Source organism: Aeromonas sp. 602658 (genome assembly GCF_049173005.1).
Taxonomy (GTDB): domain Bacteria; phylum Pseudomonadota; class Gammaproteobacteria; order Enterobacterales; family Aeromonadaceae; genus Aeromonas; species Aeromonas veronii_A.
This window is the reverse complement of record NZ_JAAKRF010000012.1, coordinates 68,422-84,639: the sequence shown is the minus strand read 5'-3', so window position 1 is coordinate 84,639 and position 16,218 is coordinate 68,422. Positions and strand designations below refer to the sequence as shown.

At 59.9% G+C, this 16,218-nt stretch carries 15 protein-coding genes; 7 read left to right on the top strand and 8 right to left on the bottom strand.

The window, feature by feature from the left end:
• Nucleotides 1–256: 256 nt before the first annotated feature.
• The 3 genes from aerA to G5253_RS11170 form a co-directional block, all read right to left on the bottom strand.
• A complete protein-coding gene (gene aerA, locus G5253_RS11180; protein WP_266134613.1) occupies nt 257–1,720 on the bottom strand; it encodes an aerolysin AerA in 1,464 nt (487 codons plus the stop codon).
• A gap of 260 nt (nt 1,721–1,980) precedes the next feature.
• The gene (locus G5253_RS11175; RefSeq protein ID WP_266134581.1) at nt 1,981–2,466 is read right to left on the bottom strand and encodes a hypothetical protein; all 486 of its coding nucleotides are present in this window, start codon (nt 2,464–2,466) and stop codon (nt 1,981–1,983) included.
• A gap of 86 nt (nt 2,467–2,552) precedes the next feature.
• Nucleotides 2,553–2,975 carry a hypothetical protein gene (locus tag G5253_RS11170; protein ID WP_005340092.1) on the bottom strand — a complete coding sequence of 141 codons (423 nt, stop codon included), beginning with the start codon at nt 2,973–2,975 and terminating at the stop codon, nt 2,553–2,555.
• Nucleotides 2,976–3,063: 88 nt separating this feature from the next.
• Between G5253_RS11170 and G5253_RS11165 the strand changes: the two genes are divergently transcribed.
• Both G5253_RS11165 and G5253_RS11160 read left to right on the top strand, forming a co-directional pair.
• The gene (locus G5253_RS11165) at nt 3,064–3,732 is read left to right on the top strand and encodes a response regulator transcription factor (protein ID WP_047434725.1); all 669 of its coding nucleotides are present in this window, start codon (nt 3,064–3,066) and stop codon (nt 3,730–3,732) included.
• Nucleotides 3,729–4,973, top strand: coding sequence for a sensor histidine kinase (locus tag G5253_RS11160; protein WP_139429558.1), 1,245 nt, complete (start codon nt 3,729–3,731; stop codon nt 4,971–4,973). Before G5253_RS11165 ends, G5253_RS11160 begins: the two co-directional genes overlap by 4 nt.
• An 84-nt stretch (nt 4,974–5,057) precedes the next feature.
• Here the strand turns inward: G5253_RS11160 and rimK are convergent, their stop codons facing one another.
• Both rimK and metH read right to left on the bottom strand, forming a co-directional pair.
• Nucleotides 5,058–5,954, bottom strand: coding sequence for a 30S ribosomal protein S6--L-glutamate ligase (gene rimK / locus G5253_RS11155; RefSeq protein ID WP_005340088.1), 897 nt, complete (start codon nt 5,952–5,954; stop codon nt 5,058–5,060).
• Between the two features lie 231 nt (nt 5,955–6,185).
• On the bottom strand, nt 6,186–9,881 hold the full coding sequence (metH, locus tag G5253_RS11150) for a methionine synthase (RefSeq protein ID WP_421203341.1): 3,696 nt from the start codon (nt 9,879–9,881) through the stop codon (nt 6,186–6,188).
• 216 nt (nt 9,882–10,097) lie between these two features.
• On the opposite strand from metH, the gene G5253_RS11145 reads away from it, so the two are divergent.
• Together G5253_RS11145 and G5253_RS11140 are read left to right on the top strand one after the other, a co-directional pair.
• Complete coding sequence (locus tag G5253_RS11145) at nt 10,098–11,375, top strand: cation:proton antiporter (protein WP_019446508.1); 1,278 nt, start codon at nt 10,098–10,100, stop codon at nt 11,373–11,375.
• A 506-nt stretch (nt 11,376–11,881) separates the two neighbouring features.
• Complete coding sequence (locus G5253_RS11140) at nt 11,882–12,058, top strand: hypothetical protein (protein ID WP_005340085.1); 177 nt, start codon at nt 11,882–11,884, stop codon at nt 12,056–12,058.
• 155 nt (nt 12,059–12,213) lie between these two features.
• Here G5253_RS11140 and G5253_RS11135 read toward each other — a convergent pair whose 3' ends face one another.
• Nucleotides 12,214–12,711: a GNAT family N-acetyltransferase gene (locus tag G5253_RS11135; RefSeq protein WP_421203323.1), complete on the bottom strand. Its 498-nt coding sequence runs from the start codon at nt 12,709–12,711 to the stop codon at nt 12,214–12,216.
• Between the two features lie 128 nt (nt 12,712–12,839).
• A complete protein-coding gene (locus G5253_RS11130) occupies nt 12,840–13,661 on the bottom strand; it encodes an HDOD domain-containing protein (protein WP_421203321.1) in 822 nt (273 codons plus the stop codon).
• Between the two features lie 169 nt (nt 13,662–13,830).
• On the opposite strand from G5253_RS11130, the gene G5253_RS11125 reads away from it, so the two are divergent.
• Nucleotides 13,831–14,097: a hypothetical protein gene (locus G5253_RS11125; RefSeq protein ID WP_279465418.1), complete on the top strand. Its 267-nt coding sequence runs from the start codon at nt 13,831–13,833 to the stop codon at nt 14,095–14,097.
• 72 nt (nt 14,098–14,169) lie between these two features.
• Here G5253_RS11125 and G5253_RS11120 read toward each other — a convergent pair whose 3' ends face one another.
• Nucleotides 14,170–14,316 (bottom strand): hypothetical protein, encoded by a 147-nt coding sequence (locus tag G5253_RS11120; protein ID WP_421203319.1) that lies wholly within the window; start codon nt 14,314–14,316, stop codon nt 14,170–14,172.
• 290 nt (nt 14,317–14,606) lie between these two features.
• On the opposite strand from G5253_RS11120, the gene G5253_RS11115 reads away from it, so the two are divergent.
• Nucleotides 14,607–15,827 carry a PAS domain-containing protein gene (locus G5253_RS11115; protein WP_216952764.1) on the top strand — a complete coding sequence of 407 codons (1,221 nt, stop codon included), beginning with the start codon at nt 14,607–14,609 and terminating at the stop codon, nt 15,825–15,827.
• 15 nt (nt 15,828–15,842) lie between these two features.
• Nucleotides 15,843–16,214: an anti-anti-sigma factor gene (locus G5253_RS11110; RefSeq protein ID WP_216954502.1), complete on the top strand. Its 372-nt coding sequence runs from the start codon at nt 15,843–15,845 to the stop codon at nt 16,212–16,214.
• Nucleotides 16,215–16,218 lie beyond the last annotated feature (4 nt).

Sequence of the window (16,218 nt, the reverse complement as noted above, 5' to 3'; positions counted from 1 at the left end):
AAAATCTAAAGCACAAGCCGTTAACAATCTGGCCAACACGCCTCTTGCAACAAATGAGTGAACAATGTCTCGATCACGGGACCACCCCAAACAGAGGTCAAACCTGCGTTGGCATCCCCTTGGCACGCCACAAGTTCCCGTTGTGAGCATTCAGGGACAAGAGGAGAAAAAGAGGGAAAGTCGAGGGACACAGAGCAAGAGCCGCGTCTTGCGCAGAACAGGAACAGGCCCCTATGAAAGGGGCCTGCGAGGGAGGTTATTGAACCGGCACTATGGTCAGGGATACATTGCCAAACCCTTCGTTGGCAAGAGCCTCCTGATCCAGATCCACGCCGGTCAGTGCCACACCTTCAGCAGAGGCGTTACGCAACTGGGCAGAGGCCGCGGAACGGGTCTGGGGCTGACCGATTTCGATATCGCCGGCAAACTGGCTCTCGGCATAGAAGTCACCGGTCACTGCCGAACGGATCGGGCGCAGCACACGACCTAGGTTATTCTGCATGGTCGACAAACCATACTCGCTGATGGTCCAATTCCAGTCCCACCACTTCACTTCACCCGGGATATAACGCTTGTCCCACTGGTAACGGATGCTGCTTGCCTTGTCGCGGAACGGGCCGACGGCAAAGGTGTGCTCCCAGGTCGGACGATTCTCCGGATGGGTATACCAGGCATTGCCGCCCCAACGCAGGAAGCCCTTCATGGTCAGGTCATAATTGACCTCGGCCTTGAACTCGTAGGGGTAGGAGATGTTGGACTTGTAGAGGGCAACCCGCACCGGCAGGCTGGAGTGAGGCGGCACCGTGGGGCGCGCTTCAACCGAGACGGTCTCGGTCGTCGAGCCCCCTTTCTGGGAGGCCCAACTCTGGCTCGCAGCGATCTCGATGGCCAGTTCGGTTTCCCCCACCAACGGCCACTGAAACTTGTTCTTGGTGGTCACCTTCTCGCTCAGGCTGTAGGTGTCGGTCTTCGACCAGTTGGTGGCCTTGTCGTACTTCAGGGTCACCACCACCTGCTGGGGCAGGTCGGTGTAGTTGGTCGCATTGGCCGTGATGGTCTTGACCAGCTGCTTGCCGCTCTCGGTGACCTGACCATGGCTGAAGGAGTCGGGTTCCAGGGTATATGAGAAGTTGCTTACCTTGATGGAGCTCTTCTCCCCGCAACGATATCCGGAGCAGCCGCCGTCATTATTTCCCTTTATCAGCCAGCCATCGCCAACCCGAGTAACATCCATATCTTCCCCGACATAGGGGCTATGGTTTCCACCCACCCAGGCATATCCCAAATAATGAGCGAGATAACTGACTGGCTTGATAAAATAATCATTGTCGTGGACAAGCCGCCATTGCACATCGACCTCATCACCCGCCGGAATATTCCAGTCAGAGAGTGTTGGTATTTCTCCGGAAACCGGTGAGTTGGGATAACACCAGGTTTCTCCGGCAGTGCCCTGTTTGATTTCGCCATTATATCCCGGCCCCATAATCACCCAGCGATCCGCCAGCCCGGTAATCTGCCACTGCCCCATGCGGCTGACCAGATTACCCTTGATACTCATGGCTTCATCGCGGGTCAGAGGACGGTAACCACTGGCACAGACGCCCGTCCCAAGACCCGCCCACTTGACCTGATCAGGGTAGACAGGTTCAGCCGCCTGCACCTGAGCGAGCATCCATGACGATGCCAAAAACGCCAGATTGGCGGTAATTATTCTATTCATCATTTATCCCTCTTTCAGACATACGATAATTGTTATTGTGTAGAAATATCCTTTTTCATTTGACAGGTATGGACTCCGACAAAACCTGACACAAATAAAATAAACCACCAAAAAACATCCATGACAAACAAAATAATGGTGGTATAAGAAAATAATTAGAGTGATGACTTTATTGAGGAATAAATCATAAATATTGTGACAGGTATTATTTAATGCCTGCCACAATATGGTGAAAACATATTAAATAAGAAGATACTGAATTACTCTTCCGGATTGATCACTTCAATTCCCTGCAATATTCCATCCGCCGAACGGATCAATACCAGCTCGCTCCCGGCATGCAGATCGGCGGCCGAGCCGTTGACCCAGCGCACCTGCGGATTGAGTGGCACAGTGCCCAGGGTGGCCAGCGTGAGCTGCCGATCATCGAAGGATTGCAGGCGATCTTGCGCCCGCAGCCAGGGCTGATTGGCCAGCGGGGCTCTGGCGGCCAGCAGCTCAATCCGGGTGGCAACGCCATCAGCCACCAGCAGAGCGAGCTGGTCGCCGGGTTTGAGTGGCTGCGGCCAAATCTCCCCCTGCCGCCAGATGGCGGCACTGCCCTGCTCCACTTCGGCCCCCTGAAATTGCAGGCGGATGCCATCGCTGTGCTCCAGCTCCACCAGCCACAATTCGTCGGCTCCCGCCTGCGCCGCCCAAAGCGGCACACCCAGCATCCATGCACACCACTTTCTCGATTGTTCCATCTTCGTTCGTCCCTGAACAAAAAGCCCATGCAGGACAAGCATGGGCTTCATTCGGGAGCATTTCTAATCGGAACGCAGAGATCGGATCAGTCATCCTCGCGGCAGCGGCTCAGGCGCATGCCGTCAAACTTGCACTCCAGCTCGAGCCAGCGCCCTTCGAACGGCGCCAGACTGTTATCCGAGGTGGTGTAGCCCCAGATCCGCCCCCCTTCGACCGGCCCCTCCAGATCCATCTCGTCCTTGTCATCTTCGTCGAGGGCTTCGACCTTGCGCACATAGCGCACGCCGTTCTCCACCACCCCTTTCATCTCGACCCAGGTACCGCCGAGATCATCTTCGTTGAGCCAATCCTTGAAGCGGGTCTGGTCGTCGATCACGAACGGCATGCCGTTGACCATCAACTGGCCAAGCTGCCAGGTGGTGCGGCCGGTCAGTTTGAATTCGGTCGCCTGTGCGGTGCCAAGTGGCAACAAGATCAACAGCAGGAGGGCGCAGAGAGACTTCTTCATCAGGGATCCTCGGGGTTACACTGGCAAACAGGATGCCGAATCCGGTGTGAAAAGAGCGTGAAACGCTCGCCAACCAGGAGAGCAAAGCATGAAGATTTTGGTAGTGGAAGACAATCCTCAGGTGGCGGAAACCATCATGGATTATCTGGAGCTGGCCGGTCACCGCCTCGATTGTGCCTATCACGGTCAGGCGGCGCTGCAACTGCTGGAGGATCAGCGTTTCGACGTCATCATCATGGATGTGATGATGCCGCGCCTCGATGGCCTCAGCACGGTAGCGCGCCTGCGCGAGCAGGGGATTGCCACTCCCGTGCTGTTTCTCACCGCCCGCGACAGCCTGGAGGACAAGCTGGCGGGCTTCAAGGCGGGAGGGGATGACTATCTGGTCAAGCCGTTCGCCATGGAGGAGCTGGAGGTGCGACTGCAAGCCCTCAGCCTGCGTGGCCCGCGCGGCGATGTGGGGGCCATCAGCTTTGGCGATCTGACGGTCGATGTCGCCAGCGGCCGCGCCACCCGCGCCGGTGAGCCCCTCAAGCTCGGCAAGATCCCGTTCCGGATCCTCGCCCTGCTGGCCCGCCGCGCCCCCGCCATCGTCAGCCGTCAGGAGGTGCTCGACACCGTCTGGGGGGATGAGGAGCCCGACTCCGATGCCCTGCGCAGCCATATCTACGCCCTGCGCAACGCGCTCGACAAACCCTTCCCCACTCCCATGCTGGAGACCCTCCACGGCCAGGGCTACCGACTGGTGAGCGCATGAGCCTGCCGAGCCTGCGTCGCCGCCTGATCATGGCGCTCGGCGGCGCCGGGGTGGTGCTGCTGATCCTGCTCTCCGGCCTGATGCTGGTGGCCGAGGACAAGATGGAAGAGCTGAGCCTGCGCCACTGGCTGGAAGCGGAAGTGACCCGCTACAGCGATGACTGGCTGCGACTCGGCCCGGCTGCGGCGGCTCCAAGCCCCAGACAGTTCTCCAGCTACTGGACCGAGGCGGGCCGCTTGCCCAAGTGGTTGAAGCCCTACCAGACCCCCGGCTTTTTCGAGCACCAACTGGGCAAGGAGGACAAACACTTTCTGGTGGCCCGTCACCCCTCCGGCGAGGGACTGCTCTATCTGGTGTTCAATGACGACGCCGATGACTACCTAGACCCCTACGAAGACAAGCTGCATCTGGCCACCCGACTGATCGGGGTGACCCTGCTGCTGGGCTGCCTCGGCTTCGGTATCTGGCTGGTACGCCATATCACAGGGCCGCTGCAACGGCTGCAACAGAGGGTCGCCCACCTCACCCCGGATCAGGCTGATTTCGAGCCCGACGCCCCCTGGCAGGAGCTGCGGGATATCGAGCTGGCGCTGCTGGCCGGCAAACAGGAGGTGAGCGCCGTATTCGCCCGCGAGCAGGAGTTCAGCCGTTTCGCCAGCCACGAGCTGCGCACCCCCAACATGGTGATCCAGGGCTCGGCGGCCCTGCTCGGCAAGGTGACGGACTTGCCCGCACCGGCCGCCCGCGCCACCACCCGCATCCGCGCCGCCGCCGACGAGATGGCGCTGCTCACCGAGACCTTCCTGCTGCTGGGCCGCAAGGAGGCAGTGGAGCGACCGCTGCAGCAGGTAACCCCGCTGATCCGTCAGGAGCTGGCCCGCCTCGCTCCGCTGTTGCAGCGGGAGGCCCTCGATATCCGGCTTAATCTGGACGAGAGCAGCGAAGTAAACGCCCCCCTCTCCCTGCTCGCCATCGCCCTCGGCAACCTGCTGAAAAATGCCCTGAGCTATGCCGAGGGACATATCGACATCGAGCTGTGTGGCCCGGTGCTCACCATCAGCAACCCGACGGCAGCGGCGCCGGATCAGATCCTCGGCTACGGCTGTGGCCTCACCATCATTCAGCGTATCTGCGAGAAGTTGGGTTGGCAGATCGATACCCGGCTCGAGGATGGCGTATTTAGCGCAAGGCTGGCGATGATCGCCGCCGAACAGTTCCCTCTCCCTTTGGGAGAGGGCTAGGGTGAGGGAACTTCGGCACCAGCCAGATAGCAACAAGGCGCCCGAGGGCGCCCTGTTTTTATCTGACGGATGCAAGCCCGCGGCTCACTCCGCCGGTTTGTTCTTGCGGCTCGCCTTGAGTTCGAGAAACTCGATGATCTTGCCGGCCACATCCTTGCCGGAGGCGGCTTCCACCCCTTGCAATCCGGGGGAGGAGTTGACCTCCAGCACCAGCGGGCCACGTGCGCTGCGCAGGATATCGACCCCCGCCACATCCAGCCCCATGATCTTGGCGGCCTGCACCGCGGTGGCGCGCTCTTCCGGGGTGATCTTGATCGCTTCGGCAGTACCGCCACGGTGCAGGTTGGAGCGAAACTCCCCCGGCTGGGCCTGACGGCGCATGGCGGCAACCACCTTGCCATTGACCACCAGACAGCGGATATCGGCACCATTGGCCTCGCGGATATACTCCTGTACCAGAATGTTGTTGTTGGTCTGAATAAAGGCTTCGATCACGCTCTCGGCGGCCTTCTGGGTCTCGCAGAGCACCACGCCAATCCCCTGGGTTCCCTCCAGCAGCTTCACCACCAACGGCGCCCCGCCCACCATGGTGATGAGGTCGGGCACGTCGTGGGTGCTGTGGGCATAGCCGGTGATGGGCAGGCCGATACCGTGGCGGGAGAGCAGCTGCATCGCCCGCAGCTTGTCGCGGGAGCGGCTGATGGCCACCGAGCTGTTGAGGGCCATGGTGTTCATCATCTCGAACTGGCGCAGCACGGCGGTGCCATAGGCGGTAATGCTGGCCCCGATCCGCGGGATCACGGCGTCATAACTTCCCAGCTCCCCACCCTCGTAGTGAATGGAGGGGTTGTGGGAAGCGATATTCATATAGCAGCGCAGGGTGTCGAGCACCTCTACCTGATGACCGCGCGCCTGTGCCACCTCGACCAGACGGCGGGTGGAGTAGTTTTTCGGCTCACGGGATAAAATGGCGATCTTCATGACAATTCCGCTAGAAGGCTGTGCCTGGGCAGGATGGGGCGGGAGAGTATAAGGTGCCACAGCGCCAAGACAACGCCAATTGTTTATCCTGACAACAAGACAAACCACGCCAAACCGCACTCTACCCTGTCACTGTGACCAACAGGTTAAACGGCGGCTCTGCGCAGGTTGTTCAACCCGTGCAAGGATGCCGCCGTTTCTCGTTAAAGATCAACCGATGTCACGCGGAAATCAGTTCAGGTTTGGCCCCAACCAGCGCTCGGCCTCTGCCAGCGTCATCCCCTTGCGAACAGCGTAATCTTCCACCTGATCTTGCTGGATCTGCGCCACCGCGAAGTATTTGCTCTCGGGGTGGGAGAAGTACCAGCCCGACACCGCCGCACCCGGCCACATGGCGTAGGATTCGGTCAGCTGCATGCCGATAGCCTGCTCCACCTCCAGCAGCTCCCAGATGCTCCCCTTCTCGGTGTGCTCCGGGCAGGCCGGATAACCGGGGGCCGGGCGGATACCCTGATAGTTCTCGCGGATCAGCTCCTCGTTGCTGAGGGCCTCGTCGGGAGCATAACCCCAATGAACCTTGCGCACCTGCTCGTGCAGATACTCGGCAAAGGCTTCGGCCAGACGGTCGCACACCGCCTGAATAAGGATGGCGTTGTAGTCGTCGTGCTGCGCCTTGTAGGCCTTGGCGATGGCCTCCTCACCGATGCCGCCGGTCACTGCAAATGCGCCGATCCAGTCGGGCTTGCCGCTCTCTTTCGGCGCCACATAGTCCGCCAGACAGTAGTTGGGGAAGCCCTGCTTCTCGCTCTGCTGGCGCAGGTGGTGCAACACCTTGATGACCTCGGTGCGGGACTCGTCGCAGTAGACCTCGATGCTGTCCCCTACCGCGTTGGCCGGGAACAGGCCGATCACCCCGGCGCAGCGCACGCTCTGATCCTGTTCCAGCTGGTCCAGCATGGCGTTGGCATCGGCAAACAGCTTGGTCGCTTCCTCGCCGATGATCTCGTCCTCAAGGATGCGCGGATACTTGCCCGCCAGCTCCCAGCTGAGGAAGAACGGCGTCCAGTCGATGTAGGGGCGCAACACCGAAATGGCCACATCTTCGAACTTCTGCACCCCGAGCTCGCGGGGCTTGGGTGGCTGGTAGCCAACCCAATCCAGCTGATGCCGGTTGGCGCGGGCATGAGCCAGACTGACCGGACGGGAGCGCGGCTGCTTGCGGGCATGCTGATCCCGGGCGATCTCGTACTCCTTGTCGATGCGGGCGACAAACGCCTCCTTGAGATCCGGACTAAGCAGGCTCTGGGCCACCCCCACCGCGCGGGAGGCGTTGGAGACATAGACCACGGGCTCCGAGTAGTTCTGCTCGATCTTCACCGCAGTGTGCGCCTTGGAGGTGGTGGCACCGCCGATCAGCAACGGCAGCTTGAAGCCCTGACGCTCCATCTCTTTGGCCACGTGCACCATCTCGTCCAGGGACGGAGTGATGAGACCCGACAGCCCGATGATATCGGCGCCGACCTCCCGCGCAGTCTTGAGAATCATCTCGCAGGAGACCATGACCCCGAGGTCGACAATCTCGAAGTTGTTGCACTGCAGCACCACCCCGACGATGTTCTTGCCGATGTCGTGCACATCACCCTTGACGGTGGCCAGCACGATTTTGCCATTGCTGGAGCCGCCCGATTTTTCCGCCTCGATATAGGGCTGCAGATAGGCCACAGCCCGCTTCATCACCCGCGCCGATTTCACCACCTGCGGCAGGAACATCTTGCCCGCCCCGAACAGGTCGCCGACCACGTTCATGCCATCCATCAGCGGCCCTTCGATGACATGCAGCGGCTTCTCGGCGCCAGCGCGTGCCTCTTCGGTATCCTCTTCGATAAAGTCGGTGATCCCCTTGACCAGTGCGTGCTCCAGCCGCTTGCCCACCGGCCAGCTGCGCCACTCCTGATCCCGCGGATCCTCAGCCTGTGCACCAGCACCGCGATACTTCTCGGCGATGGCCAGCAGCTCCTCGGTGGCATTGTCATTGAGGTTGAGCACCACAGCCTCGACCTTCTCTTTCAGCTCCGCCGGAATGTCTTCATAGATGGCGAGCTGACCGGCGTTGACGATCCCCATGTCCATGCCGTTTTTGATGGCGTGGTAGAGGAAGACGGCGTGAATGGCTTCCCGCACCGGCTCGTTGCCACGAAACGAAAACGAGACGTTGGAGACGCCGCCGGAGATCATGGCGTGGGGCAGGTGCGTTTTGATGTCCTTCACCGCCTCGATGAAGTCCACCGCGTAGTTGTTGTGCTCATCGATGCCGGTCGCCACCGCGAAGATGTTGGGGTCGAAGATGATGTCTTCCGGCGGGAAACCGACCTGATCCACCAGGATCCGGTAGGCACGCTGGCAGATCTCGAACTTGCGGGCGCGGGTATCGGCCTGACCCGCTTCATCGAACGCCATCACGATGACGGCTGCGCCGTAGCGGCGCAGCAGTTTAGCCTGCTGAATGAACTTCTCCTCCCCCTCTTTCATGGAGATGGAGTTGACCACCGGCTTGCCCTGCACGCACTTGAGGCCCGCTTCCAGCACCTCCCACTTGGAGGAGTCGATCATCACAGGCACCCGGGCGATATCTGGCTCACCGGCGATGAGGTTGAGGAAGCGCACCATGGCCGCTTCGGCGTCCAGCATCCCCTCGTCCATGTTGATGTCGATGATCTGGGCGCCGTTCTCTACCTGCTGCTTGGCAACATCGAGCGCCTCGTCGTAGAGCCCCTCCTTGATCAGCCGCTTGAACTTGGCCGAACCGGTGACGTTGGTGCGCTCCCCCACGTTCACGAACATGGTCTCGGGGGTGATGATCAGGGGCTCGAGGCCCGACAGGCGGCAGGCCACCGGCAGCTCGGGCAGCACACGCGGCTTGATGCCCGCCACAGCGTCCGCCATGGCGCGGATATGGGTCGGGGTGGTACCACAACAGCCACCGACCAGGTTGAGAAAGCCGCTTTGGGCCCACTCGCGGATATGCTCCGCCATCTCACCCGCATCGAGGTCGTACTCGCCGAACGCATTGGGCAAACCGGCGTTGGGGTGGGCGCTGACGCAGGATTCGCTGATGCGAGACAGCTCCTCCACATATTGGCGCAGCTCATCGGGCCCCAACGCACAGTTGAGGCCGAACGACACCGGCTTTACGTGACGCAGCGAGTGGTAGAAGGCTTCGGTGGTCTGACCGGAGAGGGTTCGGCCGGAGGCATCGGTAATGGTGCCGGAGATCATCACCGGCAGGCTGTAACCCAGCACCTCGAACACCCCTTCCACCGCGAAGGCGGCGGCCTTGGCGTTGAGGGTGTCGAAGATGGTCTCGATCAGGATGATGTCGGCGCCGCCCTCGATCAGGGCGTGGGTCGATTCGGTGTAGGCAGCCACCAGCTGGTCATAGGTGACGTTGCGCTTGCCGGGATCGTTCACATCCGGCGAGATGGAGGCAGTGCGGTTGGTGGGGCCCAACACCCCTGCCACGAAGCGCGGCTTGGCGGGATCTTTTGCCGTCCACTCGTCCGCCACGGTGCGGGCCAGACGGGCGGCTTCACGGTTGATCTCGGCGGAAAACTCTTCCATCTCGTAATCGGCCATGGCGATGCGAGTGGCGTTGAAGGTGTTGGTCTCGAGAATGTCGGCCCCGGCAGCGCAATACTGCTCGTGGATCTCGCGGATCACCGCCGGACGAGTCAGCACCAGCAGGTCGTTGTTGCCCTTGATGTCGGTATGCCAGTCGGCAAACCGCTCACCCCGATAATCCGCTTCCCCCAGCTTGTAGCCCTGGATCATGGTGCCCATGGCCCCGTCGATGATCAGGATCCGCTCCCTGAGGCAGGCTTCCAGCTTCTTTGTTACGTCCGACTGCTTGCTCGGCTCTCTGCTCGACATTACGTTCGACACCGCGTGTTCCTCTTACATCCATGCAACTGCGTAAACAGCATCCTAACAGCAAACAAATAAAATGGAAATCTAGCCGTCTATCAGTCCAAATGCGCCACCATATACTCATTTATGGGTAATGAGTAACATAGGGCCCGAGAGTAACCTATGCCCGTCCTGCATAGGGATACGTGCTTGCTGTCTACCAACGAGAAAAAAATAACTATGAGCGTCTACTACACACTCTGTTTTCTGGCAGCGTTGGCGATTTTTATCGCCTTTGCCAACCAGTATGTTGTGAAGATCCAGACCACCATCGCCATTACTGCGGGCTCCATGCTGATCTCCGCACTGCTGGTGCTGTTTGGCAAACTGGGCTGGTTCAACCTGGAACCTCTTGCCGTCAAGACCATGGAGAGCATCGACTTCCAGAACTTCCTGCTGAAGGGGATTCTGGGCTTCCTGCTGTTCGCCGGTGGCCTTGGCATCAACCTCAAGGCGCTGCGTAGCCAGAAGTGGGAGATCACCATTCTGGCCATCATTGCCACCCTGCTCTCCACCTTCCTCATCGGCTACGGCTTCTGGTTTATCGCCAAGCTGCTGGGCTGGGAGTTGCCGCTGGTCTACTGCATGCTGTTCGGCGCGCTGATCTCCCCCACTGACCCGATTGCCGTACTGGCCATCGTCAAGAAGATGAAAGCGCCACCCCAGATCGCTATCCAGATCGAAGGGGAATCCCTGTTCAACGACGGTGTTGGCCTCGTCATCTTCGCTACCGTGTTTGCCGTCGCCTTTGGCGGTGTCGAGCCCACCTTCGGCAGCGTGGCCGGTCTGTTCCTGCACGAAGCCCTCGGCGGCATCCTGTTCGGCGCCGTGCTGGGCCTCATCGCCCACGTGATGATCAGCGCCACAGATGACGGTTCATTGGAGCTGCTGCTGACCCTCTGCATCCCGACCGCCGGTTTCGCTTTTGCCAACATGATTGGCGTCTCCGGCGCACTGGCCATGGTGGTCACCGGCATCATGATCGGCAACTGGACCCGTCACTCCGGCTTCTCCGAGCAGAGCAGCCATCACCTGGATCACTTCTGGGAGTTGATGGACCAGTTCCTCAATGCCCTGCTGTTCCTGCTGATCGGTCTGGCGCTGGTACTGCTGGATCTCGCCTGGCGTGACTGGATCCTGCTGGTCATTGCGGTGCCGCTCTGCCTGGGTGCCCGCTTTATCAGCGTGTCGCTGCCCTATGTGGCTTTCCGCCGATTCCGCAATTACAACACCTTCTCGGTGCGGATCCTCACCTGGGGTGGCCTGCGCGGTGGTCTGGCCATGGCGATGGCACTGGCACTCCCCTCCGGCGTCATGATGATCCCGGAACATGGCGTCGATCTGCGGGAGGTCATCCTGGTGATGACCTACTCGGTGGTGATGTTCTCCATCGTGGTGCAAGGCATGACCATCACCCCGATGATCACGGCTGCCAAGAAGGCCTGTGGCGACTACTGAGTCGGCCCACTGTGCTGATTGCAGAATGAGAGAGGGCTCCCGTCGGGAGCCCTCTTTTTATGGCGGATAGTTGCGAATATTTGCTGCTGATAGCACCTTGATTACACAGAGGAAAAGTGTACTGACTTCAACATCGGCAAATTATTGTTTGCTTTTTATTCATTTCGAGGAGAGAATGCGCGTCGGCTAGTTAATCAGCCCTGTTTATGTTTACCCTGCAATGCTTCACCTCACGATGAATCCTGCCAGTACCCGCATAACCTTCTTCTGATTTACTCGCCTTGAGAACCGTCAGGCTGTCTGCCTGCGTTGCCCGGCTCTCACGGTGCAGACCCGATCTGCCCACCCAATTTGATTTATGCATCAGCATATTCCTTGAAAGTGCAGACGCCCCTTAACCGGGCTGGGTATTCCTGCGCGCTTGTCGTTCACCCAATCGACCGCGCCCATTGACCTGACATTTGCCAATACAAGGAGCAAACACCTAATTTATATAGAGAAATACCATGATGAAAGCAGTACAAACACACAAGCCCCTGCGTCGCAGCAAGCCCATCAACCTGCCTGTGCAAGAGCACGACAATGATGCGTTTCTGATCCAGTTCAGCACCCGCTTCAGCGGCGGTTTCGCCATCTCCTGTGATGGTATCGCTGGCGAGTTCTCCATCGAAGACCTCAACTGATCCTGCCTGCCCTCCGGCAGCGCCCGATGCAGACAGGCCGCAACTCACGGCGGCCTCTTTGCTTCTCTCTCACGCTTTTAGCCAGACCCGGGCTCTTGCTTGTCACTCAGCCTGACAGCCACCTCGCCATTCGCTTCCCCACTCTCTGACCTTGATCACTGCTCCAGCAGCAGGCACTCATCGGCATCTTCGCTCAGCTTGACCAGCCGACTGCGCACCAGCCCCAGCTTGGCCAGCAGGCCGATGGATCGCTCGTTGCCCGGAGTGACGATGGCAACCACCTGCCCGATCCCCAACCGGCTTTTGCCATCGGCAAGGGCGGCCTGCGCCGCTTCAATGGCGTAGCCCTGACCGCGATATTGCGGCAGGAAGGCGTAACCGATATCGACCTGCTCCAGGGTATCGCGCTTGATCAGGCCGCAGATACCGAGGCTGGCACCGTCCTCCTTGCGCTCCACCAGATAGAGTCCGTGACCATAGCGGGCATAGCTGACCGCCGGCCCCTGCTGGATATAGTCCTGCGCCTGTTCGAGGGTACGAATGCCCCGATCACCGATGTAACGATAAAAGTCGCCGTCATTAAGCAGCTCAAGGATGAAGGGAGCGTCGGTGGCGATCATTTCGCGCAGGATCAGGCGGGAGGAGGTAATCATGGCAAGGGCTCTCAAACGGAAAGTGAAGGGCAAAGAGTGCCCCGTCACTCCAGGGCTGGCAAGCCTGTGGCGCCATCGGCCATGAAAAAGGGGCCATGTTGGCCCCTGATGAGATGGGATAAACGGGCTCAGGCAGCCAGCAACCCGGCGTAGCCATTACCCTGCTCGCGCAGGGCAGTGAACTGGGCGGCGCAATCGGCCCAGCTCAACCGCAGCGCATCTGCCACCTTGTGGGGCCACTCGGGTGGCGCCTCTTCCCCCACATCGGATTGCGCAGCCAGCACGATCGCCAGATGGATCAACCCGGCCTCGGCGGAGAACTCCTTGGCCAGCATGGGGTTGTAGTGATACTCCACCGCATTGCTGATGGTCTCGGGGAACTTCCAGTAGCGTGCCATGGCCGCCCCGACCTGGGCATAGTTGAAGCCGACCACCAGCTCTTCCGCCTTGGCCCGTCCCTTGTGCAACTCCAGATCGTGGATGTGATGGACGGTGTTTTCCGGCAGGCCCACATGCATCACCAGTCGGCCAAGATCGTAGAGCAGGGCGCAGGTAAAGACCTCATCCCCCTTCATCCCCTTCTTCACCGCCAGACGACGCGCCAGCTCCGCCACATTGAAGACGCAGCCCCAGAAATGTTTGAGGTCAATGCCGGGCACCGCAGTGACCGATTCGGTGAGCCCGCAGGCCAGCACCATGTTGCGCACCATCGCCAATCCAAGCCGCACCGCGGCCTCATTGACGGTGCCGATCTGACGACTGCTGCCGAATTTGGCCGAGTTGGCCAGCCGCAGCAACTTGGCGGAGATGACAGGGTCCTTGTTGATCAACTTGCTGATCTTGAGCAGATCCGGATCCTTTTCATTGAAGGTCTGGATCAAATCGCGCATCACTTCCGGGATCTGGGGCAGTAGCTTGGGCTCGGCCAGCAGGGAATCTATCGTGGGCATAGGCGTGTCCATCCATGTTATATGTGTTCCAACCTGTTTGCCTTGGCAAACTCCTCCTAATTATGGGTAACAAATGGCCTCCCCATCGGATTGTTTATTCGCTGGCCATTCAAGGTGTTAGTCACATTCAGGCTATACTGGCCGCCACATTCACTGTTGCGGATATCCCATGAACGACACTCAGGAATTTTTTGATGAAGACGCGCTGCTGGAGATGGTGGAGAACCAGCTCAACGACGGTCACCCGCCCCACGTGAAAGCTACCTTGATGAGACTGGTGATGAAGGGCACCCCGCGGGAGGAGGCACTGCAATATATCGCCTGCGCCCTCGGTGCCGAGCTGCTGGCAATGGAGGCCGATCAGGGCCCCTTCAATCTGACCCGTTACGGCGAGTTCCTCGACAGCCTGCCCGAGATGCCGTGGGCAGACGACTGACCCGAGCTGAATAACGGATGCAAAAAGGGCGGGTGCCAATGGCCCCGCCCTTTTGCATGGATCCGCTCCGGATCAGAACTGGGAGTTGATGATCACCTCTTCTCCCAGCGCCCCTGCCAACGGCAGTGGCCGATAGCTGGAGTTGGCGGCCCGCAGCAGACGAATGCCGCGAATGCCGACCTCCTGCGCCGCCTTGATATCACCGTAGAAGAGCGTCATCGGCTTATCCTTGAGCCACTGCACCTTGGTGTTCTGCCCCGCTGGCCACCGGCGAAGATCACCGGATTGAGCTGGTCGGCCGGAATATTCATGGTCTGCTGCAGGATCTGGCTCACGGTCTCGGTCTTGGTGGCTAGCCCCCCATTTTATCCGCCCGGGATAAGCCTCCACCAACCAGGATATGACAAGCCTCTTTTGACCCTAGATATCGGCTGGAAGAGCCAGAGTGGGCTATAACTGCTTAACACCCGCTATTGATATCAAAATCAACGACTCTCTCTGGAGATGCCATGGACGCGCACACTTCCTCTTCCAATACCACAGGTTCGGCCCCTTCCACTCATCATGCCGGGATAGACACCCTCGATCAGGTGCTGGTACGGCTCGAACTCTCGCCAGAGGGGCAGATCCTTGATGCCAACCCGCGATTTCTGAGCCTCATGGGCTACACGCTAGATGAGCTCTCCGGCAAGCACTACGGCATGCTGCTCTCCCCGGACCAGGTGCAATCCGCCACACATGACACCTTTCAGGCCGCACTGCGCAGCGGCTCCTCGCAGGAGGACGAGCTTCACCTGCTGGACAAGCCGGGACGGGATGTCTGGATCCGTGGAGCCTGCAGCCCGGTTCTGGATGACAATGGACAACTATCTCGTATGACTCTGTACGCCATGGATCTGACCGGGCAGAAGCAGCTCACGGCCAGCTTCGAGGGCCAGCTCAATGCGCTGAGCCGGGTCATGGGCAAGGTCGAGTTTTCGCTGGAGGGCACCATACTGGATGCCAATCCACGCTTTCTCGACATAGTGGGTTACCAGCTGGAAGAGCTGAAAGGGCAACACCACAGGCTGCTGGTTGACCCAGACTACGCCCAGTCGGCGGATTACCTCGCCTTCTGGGACACGCTGCGCCGGGGCGAGTTTCTGGCTGGCGAATTCTGCCGCCTGAACAAGCAGGGACAGGAGGTATGGATCCAGGGCTCCTACAACCCCGTGCTGGATCTGAACGGCAAGCCCAGTAAAATCGTCAAGTTTGCCACCGACATCACGGCGCAGGTGGAGCAGCACCGCCAGCTCAAACAGGCGATGGTGGAAGCGGAAGAGGCCGCCAGAGTGCGCGAGGAGCTGCACAAGTCTCTGCAAGAGATGTCGACCCCTGTCACCCCTATCTGGGACGGGATCCTGCTACTGCCACTGGTTGGGATCATCGACTCCATGCGCACTGCCGACGTGATGAACAAGTCGCTCACCAAGATTGCCGAAACCCGCGCCCGGGTCTTTGTGCTGGATATTGCCGGAGTCGCCACCGTGGACACTGGCGTCGCCAACCAGCTGATCAAGATCACCAAGGCGACCCAGTTTATGGGCTGTGAAGCCATCATCTCGGGAGTCTCCCCCGCCATTGCCCGTACCATGGTGGAGCTGGGGGTGTCGGTCGGTGACGTCCGTACCACAGCGACCCTGAGAGACGCCTTCGAAATAGCGCTCAAACGGGTTGGCTCAGCCCTCTAGGTCGCGGCAATGACCATGCAGCTCAACAACGATCTTGGCATCGCCGATATGGCCGACTGCATAGTAGTCAGCATGCGCCCCGATCTCGGAGACGACGGCATGCAGATGCTGATGCAGGCCCTCTCCCAGCGACTGGTACACGGGCGTCACCATGCAGTCTTGCTCGACTTCTCCGGCGTCATGCTACTGGATCACCATGAATTCAGACAGGTTTGCAAACTTGCCGAGGTGTGCCGTCTGTTGGGTGCCACCTGCCTGCTGGTAGGGCTCAATGCCGGGATCGCCGCATTTCTGGCGCTAGCCGAGGCACAGCCCGGGCCACTGCGCTGCTTCATCGACATGGACGACGCTTTTGCCCATGTCAGCCGCCTCCAGGGCGAGGAGTAAACCG

Bases quoted from the DNA above. Each gene is read 5' to 3' on its own strand.
- G5253_RS11120 (WP_421203319.1), bottom strand. From the start codon at position 14,316: ATGACGCTCTTCTACGGTGATATCAAGGCGGCGCAGGAGGTCGGCATT.
- aerA (WP_266134613.1), bottom strand. From the start codon at position 1,720: ATGAATAGAATAATTACCGCCAATCTGGCGTTTTTGGCATCGTCATGG.
- G5253_RS11140 (WP_005340085.1), top strand. From the start codon at position 11,882: ATGATGAAAGCAGTACAAACACACAAGCCCCTGCGTCGCAGCAAGCCC.
- G5253_RS11170 (WP_005340092.1), bottom strand. From the start codon at position 2,975: ATGAAGAAGTCTCTCTGCGCCCTCCTGCTGTTGATCTTGTTGCCACTT.
- G5253_RS11165 (WP_047434725.1), top strand. From the start codon at position 3,064: ATGAAGATTTTGGTAGTGGAAGACAATCCTCAGGTGGCGGAAACCATC.
- G5253_RS11125 (WP_279465418.1), top strand. From the start codon at position 13,831: ATGAACGACACTCAGGAATTTTTTGATGAAGACGCGCTGCTGGAGATG.
- G5253_RS11115 (WP_216952764.1), top strand. From the start codon at position 14,607: ATGGACGCGCACACTTCCTCTTCCAATACCACAGGTTCGGCCCCTTCC.
- G5253_RS11160 (WP_139429558.1), top strand. From the start codon at position 3,729: ATGAGCCTGCCGAGCCTGCGTCGCCGCCTGATCATGGCGCTCGGCGGC.
- metH (WP_421203341.1), bottom strand. From the start codon at position 9,881: ATGTCGAGCAGAGAGCCGAGCAAGCAGTCGGACGTAACAAAGAAGCTG.
- rimK (WP_005340088.1), bottom strand. From the start codon at position 5,954: ATGAAGATCGCCATTTTATCCCGTGAGCCGAAAAACTACTCCACCCGC.
- G5253_RS11130 (WP_421203321.1), bottom strand. From the start codon at position 13,661: ATGCCCACGATAGATTCCCTGCTGGCCGAGCCCAAGCTACTGCCCCAG.
- G5253_RS11175 (WP_266134581.1), bottom strand. From the start codon at position 2,466: ATGGAACAATCGAGAAAGTGGTGTGCATGGATGCTGGGTGTGCCGCTT.
- G5253_RS11145 (WP_019446508.1), top strand. From the start codon at position 10,098: ATGAGCGTCTACTACACACTCTGTTTTCTGGCAGCGTTGGCGATTTTT.
- G5253_RS11110 (WP_216954502.1), top strand. From the start codon at position 15,843: ATGCAGCTCAACAACGATCTTGGCATCGCCGATATGGCCGACTGCATA.
- G5253_RS11135 (WP_421203323.1), bottom strand. From the start codon at position 12,711: ATGATTACCTCCTCCCGCCTGATCCTGCGCGAAATGATCGCCACCGAC.